The organism is Rhizobium sp. Root1220 (assembly GCF_001426265.1).
Taxonomy (GTDB): domain Bacteria; phylum Pseudomonadota; class Alphaproteobacteria; order Rhizobiales; family Rhizobiaceae; genus Rhizobium.
Genome location: NZ_LMDG01000036.1, coordinates 238,983 through 255,073, shown reverse-complemented (window position 1 = coordinate 255,073; position 16,091 = coordinate 238,983). Strand labels below are relative to the sequence as shown.

The window sequence follows — 16,091 nt, the reverse complement described above, 5'->3', positions numbered from 1 at the left end:
GCTAAACCGTCTTCATCCGCTCGACCGCCATCAACACGCGTTCCGGCGTCGCAGGCGCGTCGAGCTGCGGGCAAACCTTGTAGTTGGCGACGCTGGCGACGGCCATCGAGAGCGCCTCGAGCACCGAGATCGCCAGCATCAGGGGCGGTTCGCCAACGGCCTTGGAGCGGCCGATGGTGGCCTCGGCGTTTTCCGACCATTCAGCGAGGCGAACGTTGAAGATCTTCGGGCGGTCGGAGGCAAGCGGAATCTTGTAGGTCGATGGCGCGTGGGTGCGCAGCCGGCCCTTTGCATCCCACCAGAGTTCTTCCGTGGTCAGCCAACCCATACCCTGGACGAAGGCGCCCTCAACCTGGCCGATGTCGATTGCCGGGTTCAGCGAGCGGCCCACGTCGTGAAGGATGTCGGTGCGGTCGATCAGGTATTCGCCGGTCAGCGTGTCGATCGAGACCTCGGTGCAGGATGCACCGTAGGAATAATAGTAGAACGGCGTTCCACGGCCGGCGGCGCGGTCCCAATGGATTTTCGGCGTCTTGTAGAATCCTGCGGCGGAAAGCTGGACGCGTGCGAAATAGGCCTGCTTGATGAAATCCGGGAACTGCAGCTCCTTGTCGCCGATGCGTACGCGGTTCGGCAGAAAGACGACGTCAGTCGCCGGCACGTGCCACTTCTCCGCGGCGAAGGCGACGAGCCGTTCCTTGATCTGGCGGGCGGCATCGTAGGCCGCCATGCCGTTCAGGTCCGAGCCGGAGGAGGCGGCCGTTGCCGAGGTGTTCGGCACCTTGCCGGTCGTCGTGGCAGTGATTTTCACATGTTCGATATCGACCTGGAAACTGTCTGCAAGAACCTGCGCGACCTTGGTGTAGAGGCCCTGGCCCATCTCGGTGCCGCCATGGTTCAGGTGGATCGAGCCGTCGCTGTAGACGTGGACGAGGGCGCCTGCCTGGTTGAAGGCCGTCATGGTGAAGGAGATGCCGAACTTGACCGGCGTCAGGGCGATGCCCTTGCGGATGTAACGGTTGTTGCGGTTGAACTCGATGATGGCGTTGCGGCGCGCCTGGTAACCGGCGCTTTCCTCCAACTCGCCGACGATGCGCTCCAGAATGCTGTCCTCGACCTCCTGGTGATAGGGGGTGAGGGTGCGGCCGGATCCCGGCTGACCGTAGAAGTTCAGCTTGCGGACCTCGAGCGGATCCTTGCCGACGGCATAGGCGATCTCCTCGATGAAGCGTTCCGCTCCGACCATGCCCTGAGGCCCGCCAAATCCACGGAAGGCGGTGTTGGAGACGGTGTGGGTCTTCAGCGGCTTCGATGTCAGGTGAACATGTGGGTAGAAGTAACTGGAATCCGCATGAAAAAGCGCGCGGTCGGTCACCGGGCCGGAGAGGTCGGAAGAAAAGCCGCAGCGCGCCGCATAGGTGGCGTCAACGGCGTGGATGCGGCCTTCGTCGTCGAAACCGAGGTCGTAGTCGACCAGGAAGTCGTGGCGCTTGCCGGTTGCCGCCATGTCCTCGTCGCGATCGGGGCGGAACTTGATGGCGCGTTTCAGCTTCTTGGCGGCGATGGCGGCGAGCGCCGCGAACTGGTTGCCTTGCGTCTCCTTGCCACCGAAGCCGCCGCCCATGCGGCGTACGTTGACAGTCACCGCGTTCGACGGGATGTTCAACACATGCCCGACGATGTGCTGGATCTCGCTCGGGTGCTGCGTCGACGACCAGACGGTGACCTCGTCGTCCTCGCCTGGGATCGCCATGGCGATGTGGCTTTCGAGGTAGAAATGCTCCTGGCCGCCGATGCGCATCTGGCCCTTCAACCGGCGTGGTGCGTTGTCCAGCTCGGTTTTGGCTTCACCGCGCTTCAGGGTCATCGGCGTGATGACCAGCGGGCTGCCGTTTTCCAGCGCGCCGTCGATGTCGCTCCAGTGAGGCAGGTCGCGATATTCGATCTTTGCCTTGCGTGCGGCGCGGCGTGCGATGTCGCGGGTTTCGGCGATGACGGCGAAGATCGGCTGGTTGTGGAATTCGACCTTGGTTTCGGCCAGCAGCGGTTCGTCGTGGCTGCCGTTGGAACTGACGTCGTTGACGCCGGGCACGTCCTTGCCGGTGAAAACCCAGACGACGCCGGGCGTGGCCGCGACCTCGGAAAGGTCCATGCCGAGGATGTCGGCATGGGCGCGATCAGACAGGCCGAGCGCACCATGCAGCAAGTCCGCCGGCTCCGGCAGGTCATCGATGTAATCCGCCGCTCCCGTGACGTGCTTGTGTGCCGAATCGTGGCGCAGCGAACCGTGCATGGCGCCTGAGACAACGAATTGCGGATCGGGGAGAGTAGACTTGTCCATCTAGGCCACCTCCTCGAAACGCCTGAGTTCGGCGGGTGTGCCACAGGTCTCCAGATAGAAACGCGTGAGCAGGTTCTTCGCGGTCAACTGCCGGTATTCGGCGGTCGCGCGCCAGTCGCTGAGTGGCTGGTAGTCGGAATCAAAATCGGCGCGGGCTGCTTCAACGGTGGCTTCGGTCCAGGGGCGGCCTATCAGTTCGTTCTCCACGGCGCGCGCGCGCTTTGGTATCCCAGCCATGCCGCCGAAGGCGATGCGGATGTCGTTGACGTCACCTTCGCCGTCCAGCGTCAAGTAGAACGCGCCCAGGACGGCGGTTATATCCTCGTCGCGGCGCTTGGTGATCTTGTAGACCGCGTAATGCGTGTCTTCGGCCGGATAGGGTACGAAGATGCTTTCGACGAATTCGCCGGGACGACGGTCCTGCTTGCCATAATCGATGAAGAAGTCCTCGAGCCGCAGCACGCGGGTGCCGGAAGCCGAGCGCAGTCTGACGGTGGCGCCGAGCGCGATCAGCGGCGGCGGGCTGTCGCCGATCGGCGAGCCGTTGGCGATGTTGCCGCCAATCGTGCCCATGTTGCGCACCTGATCGCCGCCGATGCGGTCGATCAACCGTCCAAGTGTCGGCACCTTCTGAGCGATCGTTTCGAAGGCGTGCGTGTAGGTGACGCCGGCGCCGATGGCAAAGCCGCCTTCGCCGGCGGTGATCGCCTGCAGTTCCGAAAGGTGGTTGATGAAGACGACAGGATTCAGCGCCCGCATCTGCTTGGTTACCCAAAGGCCGACATCGGTCGATCCGGCAACAACGGTGGCGTCGGGTTCGTCCGCCAGGATCTGCGCCAACGCCTCCTCCGAGTTCGGAACGATCAACCGTTCGTCGGCGGTGGTGATCGCGATGGTTTGGTCCGGCTGCATTGCCCAGAGCCTGGCGACGATATCGGATCGGGTTCGTTGCAGCGGGTCGAACAATGCGCTCGGGCGGGTTTGGCTCACCTGTTCGGCGGCCTTGACGATTGGCTCGTAGCCCGTGCAACGACAGAGATTGCCTTGCAAGGCCTTTTCAATATCGGCCCGGCTGGGCTTCTCGTTGGAAAGCCAGAGGCCGTACATCGACATGACGAAGCCCGGCGTGCAAAAGCCGCATTGCGAGCCATGGCAATCGACCATCGCCTGCTGCACGGGATGCAGCGTTCCATCCTTGGCGGCGAGGTGCTCGACGGTGACGACATGCGTGGCCGTAAGCGAGCCCATGAACCGAATGCAAGCATTGACCGATTCATAGTGAAGCTTGCCGTCGATCAGGCGACCGACGAGGACCGTGCAGGCGCCGCAGTCTCCTTCCGCACATCCTTCCTTGGTGCCCGTCAGCCGGCGCTTCAACCGCAGGAAATCGAGAAGCGTATCGGTTGGCCGGACATCTCTCAGCGAAATGTCCTCACCATTCAGAATGAACCGGATGCTATCGTTCATGTCGTGCCTTGTTTTTATGTTTATTCAGAATGGTTATGCCGCCGTCCAGCCACCGTCAATCGAGATATGGGTACCGGTGACCTGACGGGCTTCGTCGCTTGCCAGATAGAGAGCCAGCGCGCCAATCTCTTCTGCCTTGACGAACTCATGCGTCGGCTGTGCCCTCAGGATCACCTCGGTCTTGACCTGTTCCTCGGTCATGCCGCGAGCCTTGGCCGTATCCGGTATCTGCTTCTCGACCAGTGGTGTCAGCACGTAGCCGGGGCAGATCGCATTCACCGTGACACCGAATTCGGCGAGTTCCAGCGCTGCCGTCTTCGTTAGGCCCAGTATACCATGCTTCGCCGCCACATAGGCGGATTTGAACGGCGAGGCCACCAAGCCATGCGCCGATGCGATGTTGATGATGCGGCCCTGCTTCCTTGCCTTCATCAGTGGTATCGATGCGCGCATGGTATGAAACGAGCTGGACAGATTGATGGCAATGATCTGGTCCCACTTGTCGATCGGGAAGTCCTCGATCTTTTCGACATGCTGGATGCCGGCATTGTTGACCAGAACATCCACCGAACCGAAAGTCTTGGCTGCGGTTTCGATCAGGTCGGCGATCTCGCGGGGCCTGGTCATGTCGGCCGGATGATAGATCGCCCTGGATTTGGAAACTGATTCAAGTCGTTCGGTTATCGCCTTGATTTCGTCAGGCTTTCCGAAGCCGTTGATAACGACGTTGTCGCCCTTGCCCGCAAACGCCGTCGCGATCGCAAGACCAATGCCGCTGGTGGATCCGGTGACGACGACTGTTCTGTTCATGCTTTTCCCTGCACTCCGTTCGCGAATGAGGTTATGCGCAAAGCGGCGGCGCTGGCAATTGAGCCCCGGGTAAATCTCTTGTGTCCAAACAGGCACGCAGCGCTTTCCTCACCCGACGTGCTGTCCTATTGATTTGATGCGACATTCACGATGCGCATGGGAGGACTGGCATGGGCGGATATGTTCTGGCGATCGACCAGGGGACGACATCTACGCGGGCGATCGTATTCGACGGCGAGATGAAGATCGCCGGCGCGGGACAGAAGGAATTCACCCAGATCTATCCGCGCTCCGGCTGGGTCGAGCACGATCCGGAAGAAATCTGGGATTCCGTCGTGTCCACCATCAAGATGGCAATTCGCGAAGCGAAGATCAAAGCCAGCGATATCGCGGCGCTCGGCATCACCAACCAGCGAGAGACGGTTGTCGTGTGGGAACGCGAGAGCGGGCGGCCAATCCACAATGCCATCGTCTGGCAGGACCGCCGCACGGCAAGCTATTGCGACAAGCTGAAGAAGCAGGATCTCGAAAAGACCTTCACCAAGAAGACCGGCTTGCTGCTCGATCCCTATTTCTCCGGCACCAAGCTTTCCTGGATGCTCGCCAACGTGAAGGGCGCCCGCGCGCGCGCCGCCAAGGGTGAACTGTGCTTCGGAACGATCGATACGTTCCTGATCTGGCGGCTGACCGGCGGAAAGAGCTTTGCAACGGACGCGACCAACGCCTCGCGCACGCTGATGTACAACATTGCCGATAACAGCTGGGACAAGGACCTGCTCGACATCCTGCGCGTTCCTGCTGCCATGCTGCCCGTGGTGAAGGACTGTGCCGACGATTTCGGCGTGACGGATGCCGGTATTCTCGGCGCGGCGATCCCGATCCTGGGGGTTGCCGGCGACCAGCATGCGGCGACGATCGGGCAGGCCTGCTTCGAACCGGGCATGATGAAATCGACCTATGGCACCGGCTGCTTCGCCCTGCTGAACACCGGCAGCGATATCGTCCGTTCGAAGAACCGGTTGCTGACGACCATCGCCTACCGCCTGAACGGCGAGACGACGTATGCGCTGGAGGGTTCGATATTCATCGCCGGTGCCGCGGTGCAGTGGCTGCGCGATGGCCTCGGCATCATCGACAGCGCCTCGCGCACAGGCGAACTCGCCGATCAGGCCGATCCGACGCAGGAAGTCTATCTCGTTCCCGCTTTTACGGGTCTCGGCGCGCCGCACTGGGATGCCAATGCCCGCGGGGCGATTTTCGGGCTGACGCGCAACAGCGGTCCGCGCGAATTTGCCCGCGCGGCACTGGAGGCTGTCTGCTACCAGTCCCGCGACCTGCTCGACGCCATGCACAAGGATTGGAAGGGCGCGGTGGATAGCACCGTCCTGCGCGTCGATGGCGGCATGGTCGCCTCCGATTGGACGATGCAGCGGCTTGCCGACATTCTCGACGCGCCCGTCGACCGGCCGGTGATCCTGGAGACCACGGCGCTCGGCGCGGCATGGCTTGCGGGGAGCAAAGCAGGGGTGTGGCCGGATCGCGCGAGCTTTGCAAAGCAGTGGAAGCGCGACCGCCGCTTCGAGCCTGATATGGACGAGAAGATCCGTGCGGCGAAGCTCAAGGGCTGGAAGAATGCGGTGAAGCGGACGCTGAGTGAGGCCTAGCGCTTCTCTTAAGGAAAACACGAGGACCACGCCATGGTTGCCATGACGGTTGAGTTGCGGAATGTCGAAGGCACGCAGGCGTCGATGGGCTGGGCGGGCGGGCATACCATCGTTGTCGACCGCCCGGAGGGAAAGGCGGGAGGGCAGGGGCTTGGCTTCAACGGCGGCCAGCTTCTGGCTCTCTCGCTTGGCGGCTGCTTCTGCAACGATCTGCGCTACACGGCCGAAGAGATGGGAATTGTACTCGGCAAGATCGCTGTATGCGTGACAGTCGAACTCGGAGGCAGTCCCTTGCTCGCCACATCGATGATTATGAGGGTGACGTGCGCCAAGGCAGATGGATCAGGCGCGCTCGACGTGATCGAGCGGGCCAAAGCGAGTTGCATGGTCAGCAACTCGTTGCGACGCGGTATTCCTGTGACCATCGAGCATGCCGGCTAGCCGCATTGCCCATGCCGGCTGGCACCTGCATTATTTCTTCAGCCAGGGTGTCGCGGTGCTCCAGAAGATCGCGTCGGCTCCGAGATAATCATCGGCGAAGGCCGTGAATTCCGCCCTGGTGAACGGCTTCTTCGTTTTCGGGTTCTTGTAGGTCAGGGTCGGCTCCTGCACCGCGAGGCCAACGAAGGCGAGCTTGCCCTTGTATTTGTTGAAAAAGGGGTAGGAGTTTTTCATCTGGCCCTTGCGATAAGGCACGATGTCGGGGCCGCCGAGGCCTATATTGTTCTTCGCCGCGAAGTCGAAGAGCCGTCCCATGTAGTTGTGGTCGTTCTCCCATTCGCAGGGCCAGAAATTGACGTATTGCACGACCTTGCTCTTGGAGAAGGCCTTGCGGGCGAAGGCGAGGTTCTCCATCTCGCCTTCGAAATAGGCGTCGCAGGTATAGCCTTCCGGTACGTGCTTCGGGTCGAGATCGATTGCCGTTTCCGGAAGGTTGACGCCGTAGACCTCGCCGTCGAACTTCCCGGCAAGCGCCTTGAGCAGGGCCTGGTAGCGTTCGCGCACCGCCGGCTTCCATTGCTGTGCCACCCAGCCGGAGCCTACGGGCTTGTTTTCACCGGGATTGTCGAACTGAGGGCTGATGCCGCCGCCATATTGCGGATCGGCCATGAGGTAGTCGGGAACGTTCCTCGCCTGTGGATCGAAGAAACGGTCCTGGATCTGAATGAAAAGCTTCTTGTTCAGGCTCTTGACGATGGCGAGGTCCGCTTCGATGGCGGAGAAGTCGTACTGTCCCTTGCCGGTCTCCAGCTTCCGCCAGTTGTAGACGATCTGGACGCCTGCGATATCGGGGCGGCCAACGAGCTTGCTCGCCGCTTCGAGATCGCCGGAGCTTGTATAGATGAAGTTTTGCGGGGCGGATGCGGCGAGGGCGGTATCGCAGGCGCCGATCAGCAGGGCGCAGGCGGCAATCAGGCTGAGATGCGTCTTCATTATTGTCCCGAGTTGTTTTCCGAGATGCGGCGTGCCGATGACCATCGGCTGGCCAAGCAATCTGCGGCAAAGCAGGCAGCATGATGGCGTTGCGGATGGCACTGCGGGGCTGTTGCTTGACGTACCCGCGCCTCGGTAGCAATTCGCGAGATTGTCCAGTTGAGATTGCAGCTCGAAGATGATCCTATCGCGCTGCGTGTAGCTGAGTCCCGCCTCCTTCCCTCTGGACCTGAGCGAGCCATGTCTATTTCAGATGCGATATACCGCCCCTTCGAAACACTGATCCGGCCACTCGACATTCCCTACCGACCACTGCCCACAAAGGGCCCGGTATCGGTTCTCCTGCATTTCGTATCGATGTTTCGCGGCGTGCTGATTGTCCTGGCGCTCTCCTCGATGGCGATCGAGGCCATCAATCTGACGATCGTCTGGGGGCTTTCGGTCATTGTCGACGGCGTGACGACGCAAGGCGCGCACGCCTTCCTGCTAGCAGATTGGCCACTGCTCGCTTTCCTCGGCCTGCTGATTTTTCCCGTCATGCCGGTTGCCTCGTTCCTCACGAACACCCTCACGTCGCATACGCTCAATGTCGGCATGCCGGCCGCCATCCAGTGGCAGGGCCACAAGGCGGTGGAGCGGCAGGACCTGGCTTTCTTTCATGATCTTTTTGCCGGACAGGTCGCCTCGCGCCTGTCGCAGGTGGCGTCCGCCGTCCAGCAGCAGATCATCGCGGCATTTCAATCCATCCCGCGCTTCATTCTGCAGATGGTTGGCTCCCTGGTACTGATGAGCGCGTTGTCCTGGCAACTCGCTTTGCCGGTCCTGATCTGGATCGCGCTCAATGTCGTGCTGGCGGTGAAGCTCGCACCGACCTTTGCCGAACGGTCGCGCCGTACCGCCAAGCAGAGAAGCCTCGTCGCAGGCGCCATCAATGACCTCTACAGCAACATGCAGATGATCAAGCAGTTCGCTGCCGAGGACAGCGAGGCCGGCGCTATCCGCGGCATCCTGCAGAAGGCAGTCAGGACGCAGCATAGCGAGCAGCGCATCTACCGGACCTCGGAGCTGATCGTTGTTGTGCTCAACATGGTGCTCTGGCTGGCCATACTTACGATCGGATTCTCCGGGCTCCTCAAGGGCTTTCTTACGGTCGGGGATTTCGTCGCGGCGGTCTACATCCTTCACCGGCTGTCGGGGCAGACTTTCACATTCTTGCAGATGGGCCAGCAGATCTTCCAGGCGATAGGCACCATCAAGGATGCCATGCCGGTGATGACGACGCCGCCCACAATCATCGACCGGCCTGGCGCGGATGAACTGATCGTCAGCCGTGGGCAGATTCGCTTCGAAAATGTCCGCTTCGCCTACAAGACCGGCAAGTCGGTGATCGACGAGCTGTCGTTGACGGTCCAGCCCGGCGAGAAGGTTGGTCTGGTCGGGCTATCGGGAGCCGGCAAGACCACGCTGATCAGCTTGCTGCTGCGCTTCTACGATATTCGCGACGGCGGAATCCTGATCGACGGGCGGGACATCCGCACGGTCACGCAGGCGAGCCTTCGCCGCAGCGTCGGGGTCATTACGCAGGATGTCGCACTGCTGCACCGTTCCGTCGGCGACAATATCCGTTACGGCAGGCCCGATGCGACGCAGGACGACATCGAACAGGCGGCGAAGACGGCACGGGCCGATGCCTTCATCGCCGATCTTGCAGATGCCGAAGGCCGCAAAGGCTATGGCGCTTTCGTCGGTGACCGGGGCATCAAGCTCTCCGGCGGCCAGCGCCAGCGTGTCGCCATCGCGCGCGTATTGTTGAAGGACGCGCCAATCCTTGTGCTCGATGAGGCGACCGCCGCGCTGGACAGCGAATCCGAGGCCGCTATTCAGGAAAAACTGAACGTCGTGATGAACGGAAAGACGGTCATTGCCATCGCGCACCGGCTCTCAACGATTGCGAGGATGGATCGGATTGTCGTGCTGGACCGGGGGCGCATCGTGGAAGAAGGCACACCGGATGAACTGGTGGAACGGGATGGCCTATTTGCCCGGCTGTGGAAACGTCAGATCGGCGGCTTTATTCCGGAGGAAATCGATTAGGCTAGGTATGACCAGCCGTTGACCAATAGGGCACAGTCGGGTCGAGGCCCCCATCTGTCTCGCTTGCATACGTGGAAGTCGTCCGTCAGTGGAACGGCCGCACCTCGACCGGCGCCCTACAAGCGACCACGGCTTTGCGTCCCCACGCCAGTGCCTCGTCCATGTCGGCGGCTTCCAGCACCCAGAAGCCGCCTACATGCTCCTTTGTCTCGAGGTATGGCCCATCGGTGACGAGCGTCTCACCATCGGATCCACCCCGAATCGAGATCGCCCTGCTTGCCGGGTGCAGGCCGCCAACGAAAATCCGGACACCGGCAGCTTTCATCTCGTCATTGAGTGCGTCGATATCGCGGGACATCGCCTCGTCCTCCGCGATGGAAGGGTCGTAGTCGTCGGCGTGGTGAATGGCGACCAGATATTGCGTCATGAATCCTCCTGCAACCGTCTTCAGCCGGGCCTGTCGCCCTGCCTTCATTATATGACGAACAGCCGGACGGTAATTCGACAAGCGTCGATCAAATTCTGTCGACACCCCTCGCGTTGCCGTTCATCGCGACAGGTTCTCCCTACGAACCGGGCAGAGGCAATACTTGCCAGCCAGCAGGGTACATCTCCTTCATTACGTTTCAATTTTTTGCTGCGCGCTGTCGGCAGCCGGGTTACTCCTTCGTCATTCAGGAAGAGGAACAAGACATGCTTTATGCAATCCTATGCTACGCCAATGAAGAGACGGTTTTCTCCTGGACAAGGGAGGAGGAAGACGCCGTGATGGCGAAGCTTCGTGCGGTGCAGGCGCCACTGGCCGAACGCGGCAAGCTCGGGCCGGTGGGCCGGCTGATGCCGACGACGGCAGCGACGACCGTGCGCAAGGGAAAGGAGGAGCCGCTGGTGCTCGACGGTCCTTTTGCGGAAACCAAGGAAGCGCTTCTCGGCTTCTATGTGGTCGATTTCGATACGCTGGAGGAAGCAGTCGCCTTCTCCAAGGAACTGTCTGCGGTTAATCCTGGCTCGACGTCCTATGAGATCCGGCCGTTCTACGTCTTCCATGGACCGGACAGGTTCGACGGCAATGGCGGGGCGACATGACGGATATTGCCTGGATCGACGTAACGCTTTCCTCGGCCCGCCCGAAGGCGCTTGGCGCGCTGCTCCGCTATTTTCGCGATCTCGATATCGCCGAAGAGGCCTTCCAGGAGGCCTGCCTGCGCGCCATCCGCACATGGCCGGACAAGGGGCCGCCGCGCGATCCGACGGCATGGCTCATCTTCGTCGGCCGCAACAGCGGCATCGATGTCGTACGCAAGCGCTCGAAGACCCAGGCACTTCCGGACGAGGACCTGATCTCCGATACGGGCGATGCCGAGGCCGATATCGCCGAGCGGCTCGACGTTTCCAACTATCGCGACGATATTCTGCGGCTGTTGTTCATTTGCTGCCATCCGGACCTGCCGGCGACGCAGCAGATCGCCCTGGCGCTGCGTATCGTCTCCGGACTTTCGGTGCAGCAGATCGCCCGCGCTTTTCTGGTCGGCGAGAGCGCCATGGAGCAGCGCATCACCCGCGCCAAGGCGCGTGTCGCCAAGGCCGGCATGCCGTTCGAGACGCCCGATGCGCGGGAACGGGCGGAGCGGCTCTCGATCGTCGGCACGATGATCTATCTCGTCTTCAACGAAGGCTACAGCCAGGCGGATCCGAAGCATGATGCCTGCGCTTTTAGCGACGAGGCGATCCGCCTGGGCCGTCTGCTGCTGCGCATCTTCCCGTCTGAACCGGAGCTCATGGGACTGCTGGCGCTGATGCTGCTGCAGATTTCCAGGCGCGAGGCGCGCTTCAATGGCGAGAACGATATCGTGCTGCTGGCGGATCAGGATCGGTCGCGCTGGAACCGGGAACTCATCAACGAGGCGCTGGCGTTGCTCGACAAGGCGATCCGCCATCGCCAGCCCGGGCCGTACCAGTTTCAGGCGGCAATCGCGGCGCTGCATTCGCGCGCCAAGCGGGCCGAGGACACCGACTGGGAGGAGATCGAACTGCTCTATCGCGCATTGGAGCGCATCCAGCCGTCGCCTGTCATCACGCTCAACAGGGCGGTTGCGGTCGCGAAGCTTAGGGGGCCGGAGGAGGCACTGAATCTCGTCGAGACGCTCGGCGAGAGGCTGGACGACTATTTCTATTATCATGGCCTGCGCGGGGGTCTGCTGAAGCAGCTCGGACGCGCCCGCGAGGCCCACGAGGCTTTCGATCGGGCGATTGCCCTTGCCCATTCGGCGACCGAGGCGGCTCATATCCGTTTGCAGATCGACAGCCTGCAAAACCTGCCCGAGATGCCTGCCGCAAAATAGCAGCATCGAGAATCTCGATCGATGCGTTCCAGAATTTGTATTTGCGCCCGGTCTGCTCCATCCTTATCACCAGCCATGAATTCAACGGGATGCAAGCCATGGAACTGGGCCTTTATACCTTTGCCGACGTCAACCCCAATCCGAGCCGGAGCAAGGGCGCCGAAGGCGCGGAGCGGCTGAGGCATCTGATCGAGGAGATTGAGCTAGCCGACCAGGTCGGGCTTGATGTCTTTGGTCTCGGGGAGCATCACCGTCCGGATTACGCCGCGTCTGCTCCGGCAGTCGCCCTGGCAGCGGCGGCAGTGAAGACGAGGAATATCCGGTTGACCAGCGCCGTGACGGTGCTCAGTTCCGACGATCCCGTCCGGGTGTTCCAGCAGTTCGCGACGCTGGATCTTCTCTCCGACGGTCGAGCCGAAATCATGGCCGGGCGGGGTTCCTTCATCGAGTCGTTTCCACTGTTCGGCTACAAGCTTGAAGACTACGACCAGCTCTTCGAGGAAAAGCTTGATCTGCTGATGGCGCTGCGCGATGGCGAGACGGTGACATGGTCGGGCGAGATGCGGGCTCCGATCAACGAACGCGGCGTCTATCCACGTCCGCTGCAGGATCCGTTGCCCCTGTGGATTGCCGTCGGGGGCACGCCGCAGTCGGTGGCGCGTGCCGGTGCCATGGGGCTGCCGGTGGCGCTCGCAATCATCGGCGGAGAGCCGCGCCGTTTTGCGCCGCTGTTCGATCTCTACCGCGAGGCGGCGCGACGGGCGGGGCAGGAGGCGTCGAAGCTGAAGACCAGCATCAATGTGCACGGCTTCATCGCCGATACGACGGATGCGGCTGCCGATCAGTTCTATGGTCCGCAGGCGGAAGTAATGAACCGCATCGGGCGCGAGCGCGGATGGGGGCCGACGAGCCGGGCGCATTTCGACATGTCGCGCGGTCCGAGCGGCGCGCTCTTCGTCGGCGATCCGGAACTGGTTGCGGAAAAGATCATTGCCCATCACCAGCTTTTCAAGAACGATCGCTTCCTGTTGCAGATGGCGATCGGGCTGATGCCTCACGACCAGATCATGCGTGGCATCGAACTCTACGGTACGAAAGTGGCGCCGATCGTCAGAAAAGCATTGACTGAAAGCGGCGGAGGGGCGAAAGCCACCGCCTAAAGCAAGAGCATGATGCCTTAAAGGATAAGTTGGAATTCCATCGACGTCATGCTCTCATTTTCAATGAGAGCCGGCCCACCGGCCGCGGAGGCCGCGAGCGGATTCATGATCATCGAAAGCGAAGACGAACTCCTCAAGCTGAAGGAAATCGGCCGCATCTGCGCCAATGCCCTGCAGGTGATGGCATCCGCGCTTGAGCCGGGGATCACGACGCTCGAACTCGATGAAATCGGCCGGAAGGTGCTGGATGATGCGGGGGCGCGCTCGGCGCCGGAGTTCTGCTACCAGTTTCCGGGTGCCACCTGCATCAGCGTCAACGAGGAAATTGCCCATGGCATTCCTGGCCCGCGGGTGATCCGTCCCGGCGACCTCGTCAATATCGATGTCTCGGCGGAGAAGGACGGATTCTTTTCCGACACCGGTGCGTCGTTCACGGTTCCACCCTTCAAGCCGAAGCTTGAGAAGCTCTGCCGCGATGGCAAGAGGGCGCTCTGGGTAGGGCTCAACCAGGTGAAGGCGGGCGAACCGCTTGCCAAGATCGGGCAGGCTGTCGGTGCCTTCGCGGTCAAGAACCGCTATACGCTTGTGGCCAATCTCGCCAGCCACGGCGTCGGCCGCTCTCTGCACGAGGAGCCGGCCGAACTGTCGACCTGGCCGGACCCGTCCGAGAAGCGGATGATGACCGAAGGTCTCGTCTTCACCGTCGAACCGTTTCTTTCTCTCGGCGCGACCTGGGCGGAAGGCGGTGATGATGCCTGGACGCTTTATGCCGATCCGCAGGCTCCGACCGTGCAATATGAACACACGGTCGTTGCCACGCGCAATGGTCCACTGATCCTGACGCTCGCGGACGGGGTCGCCTGATTGTTACTCGCCAGAGCGGTTGCCGCCGCTGAGGATGTCAGCCGCTGCCCGCTCCAGAATGCCGGCGATGCGCCTGGCCTCGTCCTTCGACCAGGGATAGCGCAGCCGCAGGGCTGATTTCAGCAACATGCGGGCTGCGGCGACTTCGCTCTTGTCTTCCGGAAAGACGTCGTCCTCGCGCTCGCCGCCGCGACTCTCGGGATCGAATATGCGGCGAACATGCGCCATCTTCGCGCCGATTTTTTCGAGCTTTCCAAGCGTCATTTCGATCATGGACCTGTTTTCCTCCACGAGTTTGCGACCACTTTCGGTAATGCGATAGAGCTTCTTGGTGCCCTCGCTTTCAACGTCGGCAAGGCCGGTTTCCTCGAGATATGTCAGTGCCGGATAGATGACGCCGGGGCTCGGCACGTAGAAGCCGCCCGACCGCTCTTCCAACAGCTTGATCATCTCGTAGCCGTGGCGCGGCTGTTCGGCCAATAGCGCCAGGATCACCAGCTGCAAGTCGCCGGCCGCGAACTTCCGACCCATGCGGAAACCGCCACCGCCCATCATTCCACCTTTGAAACCTCTCATAGGTCACTCCTTTGATATATCGTTCACTATGTCGTAAAACATATATCGTAAGATATTAGAATTCAAGGCGGCGATGAAGATTTCCTGAATTGATCGATCGATCAGAAAATCTTGATTGTCGGCGTGATTGTGCAGCGCGATAAGCGAAGCATGTTGGTACGCAATGAGACCCTCCCCACAGACCTGTTCCGCACCGCCCTGGCTGGCGCTATCGCCATGGCCGCGGCCATGGGTTTCGGGCGGTTCTCCTACACGCCGATCCTTCCAGGCATGATGAGCGCCGTGCCGCTGTCTGCCGCCGACGCCGGGTTTATCGCTTCGGCGAACTTCGTCGGCTATCTCGCCGGGGCCGTGCTTGCCGCCTATGGCTGGGCCACCGGACGAGAGCGCAAGGTTGCACTTCTGGCGCTCTCGGCCACCGCCCTGCTGCTTGCCGCGATGGCCATGACGAATTCGGTCATGGTGTTTGCCATCATCCGCTTCCTTGCCGGCGGCGCCAGTGCCTTTGCGATGATCTTCACGTCGTCGATCGTGCTCAGCCACGGTGCAATGGCCGGCAACGACCACGTGCAGGCGGCGCACTTCGGCGGCCCGGGGGCGGGTATCGCGTTGTCTTCGGTAATGATCATGCTGATCGGCCTGGGGTATCACGGCAGCCCCGAAGCATGGCGTGCCGACTGGATCGGTGGAGCGGTCTATGCCGCGATCAGCCTCGTCGCCGTGTGGTACCTTCTGCCCGCAGGCCCGGTCACCGCGGCGCAGACAGGCGAGGAACCGGCGATTGCCTGGAACCGGCCGATGCTTCTGTTGACCGGGTCCTACGGGCTGTTCGGCTTCGGCTACGTCATCACCGCAACCTTCCTGGTGACGATCGCGCGCATGGATGCCGCCGGTCGAACGGTCGAATTCCTGTGCTGGTTCATTGCCGGTCTCACGGCGTCGGGTGCGCTCTTCCTCTGGAAGCCTTTCGTGCGACCGCTGGGGCTGGGCGGGGTCTACATTGCCGCGCTGCTGGTCGAGGCGGCCGGCGTGCTCGCCACGGTGCTCCTGCCGCGCTCGATCGCGCCGCTCATCGGTGGCGCCCTGTTCGGCGTGACATTCCTCGCGATTACCGCCTACGGGCTGCAGATCGGTCGCACGCTTGCGCCGGCAAGCCCGCGCAGGGCATTCGCGACGATGACGGCCGCCTTCGGCGTTGGCCAGATCGTCGGCCCGATCGTTGCCGGCTGGATGGCCGAGTGGACCGGGAGCTTCACCGCGCCGACCTGTGTTGCGGCGTTGGCTCTCGTGGTCTGCGCTCTCGTCGTCATGCCAGTGGTCAGGAAACCCTCCTAAGTGG

14 protein-coding genes are annotated in these 16,091 nt (G+C 61.8%); 8 read left to right on the top strand and 6 right to left on the bottom strand.

Annotated features, from left to right (window positions below):
- Position 1: 1 nt before the first annotated feature.
- Genes xdhB through ASC90_RS25955 form a run of 3 tightly spaced genes read right to left on the bottom strand, consistent with a single transcriptional unit; the run spans position 2 to position 4,618 of the window.
- Positions 2-2,341, bottom strand: a complete 2,340-nt coding sequence (xdhB, locus tag ASC90_RS25965) for a xanthine dehydrogenase molybdopterin binding subunit (protein ID WP_056547080.1) — start codon at positions 2,339-2,341, stop codon at positions 2-4.
- Positions 2,342-3,808 (bottom strand): xanthine dehydrogenase small subunit, encoded by a 1,467-nt coding sequence (gene xdhA, locus ASC90_RS25960; RefSeq protein ID WP_056547077.1) that lies wholly within the window; start codon positions 3,806-3,808, stop codon positions 2,342-2,344. It abuts the gene before it with no gap.
- A gap of 33 nt (positions 3,809-3,841) precedes the next feature.
- Positions 3,842-4,618, bottom strand: a complete 777-nt coding sequence (locus ASC90_RS25955; protein WP_056547074.1) for a 3-hydroxybutyrate dehydrogenase — start codon at positions 4,616-4,618, stop codon at positions 3,842-3,844.
- A 170-nt stretch (positions 4,619-4,788) separates the two neighbouring features.
- Here ASC90_RS25955 and glpK point away from each other — a divergent pair, with 170 nt between their 5' ends.
- On the top strand, positions 4,789-6,282 hold the full coding sequence (glpK, locus tag ASC90_RS25950; RefSeq protein WP_056547071.1) for a glycerol kinase GlpK: 1,494 nt from the start codon (positions 4,789-4,791) through the stop codon (positions 6,280-6,282).
- Positions 6,283-6,315: 33 nt separating this feature from the next.
- Positions 6,316-6,723, top strand: a complete 408-nt coding sequence (locus ASC90_RS25945) for an OsmC family protein (protein ID WP_056547068.1) — start codon at positions 6,316-6,318, stop codon at positions 6,721-6,723.
- 30 nt (positions 6,724-6,753) lie between these two features.
- Here the strand turns inward: ASC90_RS25945 and ASC90_RS25940 are convergent, their stop codons facing one another.
- Positions 6,754-7,716 (bottom strand): hypothetical protein, encoded by a 963-nt coding sequence (locus ASC90_RS25940; RefSeq protein WP_056547065.1) that lies wholly within the window; start codon positions 7,714-7,716, stop codon positions 6,754-6,756.
- A gap of 240 nt (positions 7,717-7,956) precedes the next feature.
- Here ASC90_RS25940 and ASC90_RS25935 point away from each other — a divergent pair, with 240 nt between their 5' ends.
- Complete coding sequence (locus tag ASC90_RS25935) at positions 7,957-9,810, top strand: ABC transporter ATP-binding protein (RefSeq protein WP_056547063.1); 1,854 nt, start codon at positions 7,957-7,959, stop codon at positions 9,808-9,810.
- Between the two features lie 85 nt (positions 9,811-9,895).
- On the opposite strand, the gene ASC90_RS25930 is transcribed toward ASC90_RS25935, so the two are convergent.
- On the bottom strand, positions 9,896-10,237 hold the full coding sequence (locus ASC90_RS25930) for a YciI family protein (RefSeq protein ID WP_056547060.1): 342 nt from the start codon (positions 10,235-10,237) through the stop codon (positions 9,896-9,898).
- A 266-nt stretch (positions 10,238-10,503) separates the two neighbouring features.
- On the opposite strand from ASC90_RS25930, the gene ASC90_RS25925 reads away from it, so the two are divergent.
- The 4 genes from ASC90_RS25925 (at position 10,504) to map (ending at position 14,176) form a co-directional block, all read left to right on the top strand.
- Positions 10,504-10,896, top strand: a complete 393-nt coding sequence (locus ASC90_RS25925) for a YciI family protein (RefSeq protein WP_056547057.1) — start codon at positions 10,504-10,506, stop codon at positions 10,894-10,896.
- Positions 10,893-12,152: an RNA polymerase sigma factor gene (locus ASC90_RS25920; RefSeq protein ID WP_056547055.1), complete on the top strand. Its 1,260-nt coding sequence runs from the start codon at positions 10,893-10,895 to the stop codon at positions 12,150-12,152. The genes ASC90_RS25925 and ASC90_RS25920 overlap by 4 nt, the downstream gene beginning before the upstream one ends.
- 98 nt (positions 12,153-12,250) lie before the next feature.
- On the top strand, positions 12,251-13,312 hold the full coding sequence (locus ASC90_RS25915) for an LLM class flavin-dependent oxidoreductase (RefSeq protein WP_056547290.1): 1,062 nt from the start codon (positions 12,251-12,253) through the stop codon (positions 13,310-13,312).
- A gap of 105 nt (positions 13,313-13,417) precedes the next feature.
- Positions 13,418-14,176 (top strand): type I methionyl aminopeptidase, encoded by a 759-nt coding sequence (gene map, locus ASC90_RS25910; RefSeq protein WP_056547052.1) that lies wholly within the window; start codon positions 13,418-13,420, stop codon positions 14,174-14,176.
- Between the two features lie 3 nt (positions 14,177-14,179).
- Here map and ASC90_RS25905 read toward each other — a convergent pair whose 3' ends face one another.
- On the bottom strand, positions 14,180-14,752 hold the full coding sequence (locus tag ASC90_RS25905; RefSeq protein ID WP_056547049.1) for a PadR family transcriptional regulator: 573 nt from the start codon (positions 14,750-14,752) through the stop codon (positions 14,180-14,182).
- Between the two features lie 150 nt (positions 14,753-14,902).
- Here ASC90_RS25905 and ASC90_RS25900 point away from each other — a divergent pair, with 150 nt between their 5' ends.
- Entirely contained in the window at positions 14,903-16,087 is a 1,185-nt protein-coding gene (locus tag ASC90_RS25900; protein WP_056547287.1) for a YbfB/YjiJ family MFS transporter, read from the top strand.
- Positions 16,088-16,091 lie beyond the last annotated feature (4 nt).

Excerpts from the sequence above, each read along its gene's own strand:
- ASC90_RS25940 (WP_056547065.1), bottom strand. The coding sequence starts at position 7,716 with ATGAAGACGCATCTCAGCCTGATTGCCGCCTGCGCCCTGCTGATCGGC.
- xdhB (WP_056547080.1), bottom strand. The coding sequence starts at position 2,341 with ATGGACAAGTCTACTCTCCCCGATCCGCAATTCGTTGTCTCAGGCGCC.
- glpK (WP_056547071.1), top strand. The coding sequence starts at position 4,789 with ATGGGCGGATATGTTCTGGCGATCGACCAGGGGACGACATCTACGCGG.
- ASC90_RS25935 (WP_056547063.1), top strand. The coding sequence starts at position 7,957 with ATGTCTATTTCAGATGCGATATACCGCCCCTTCGAAACACTGATCCGG.
- ASC90_RS25915 (WP_056547290.1), top strand. The coding sequence starts at position 12,251 with ATGGAACTGGGCCTTTATACCTTTGCCGACGTCAACCCCAATCCGAGC.
- xdhA (WP_056547077.1), bottom strand. The coding sequence starts at position 3,808 with ATGAACGATAGCATCCGGTTCATTCTGAATGGTGAGGACATTTCGCTG.
- map (WP_056547052.1), top strand. The coding sequence starts at position 13,418 with ATGATCATCGAAAGCGAAGACGAACTCCTCAAGCTGAAGGAAATCGGC.
- ASC90_RS25905 (WP_056547049.1), bottom strand. The coding sequence starts at position 14,752 with ATGAGAGGTTTCAAAGGTGGAATGATGGGCGGTGGCGGTTTCCGCATG.
- ASC90_RS25955 (WP_056547074.1), bottom strand. The coding sequence starts at position 4,618 with ATGAACAGAACAGTCGTCGTCACCGGATCCACCAGCGGCATTGGTCTT.
- ASC90_RS25920 (WP_056547055.1), top strand. The coding sequence starts at position 10,893 with ATGACGGATATTGCCTGGATCGACGTAACGCTTTCCTCGGCCCGCCCG.
- ASC90_RS25930 (WP_056547060.1), bottom strand. The coding sequence starts at position 10,237 with ATGACGCAATATCTGGTCGCCATTCACCACGCCGACGACTACGACCCT.
- ASC90_RS25900 (WP_056547287.1), top strand. The coding sequence starts at position 14,903 with ATGTTGGTACGCAATGAGACCCTCCCCACAGACCTGTTCCGCACCGCC.
- ASC90_RS25945 (WP_056547068.1), top strand. The coding sequence starts at position 6,316 with ATGGTTGCCATGACGGTTGAGTTGCGGAATGTCGAAGGCACGCAGGCG.
- ASC90_RS25925 (WP_056547057.1), top strand. The coding sequence starts at position 10,504 with ATGCTTTATGCAATCCTATGCTACGCCAATGAAGAGACGGTTTTCTCC.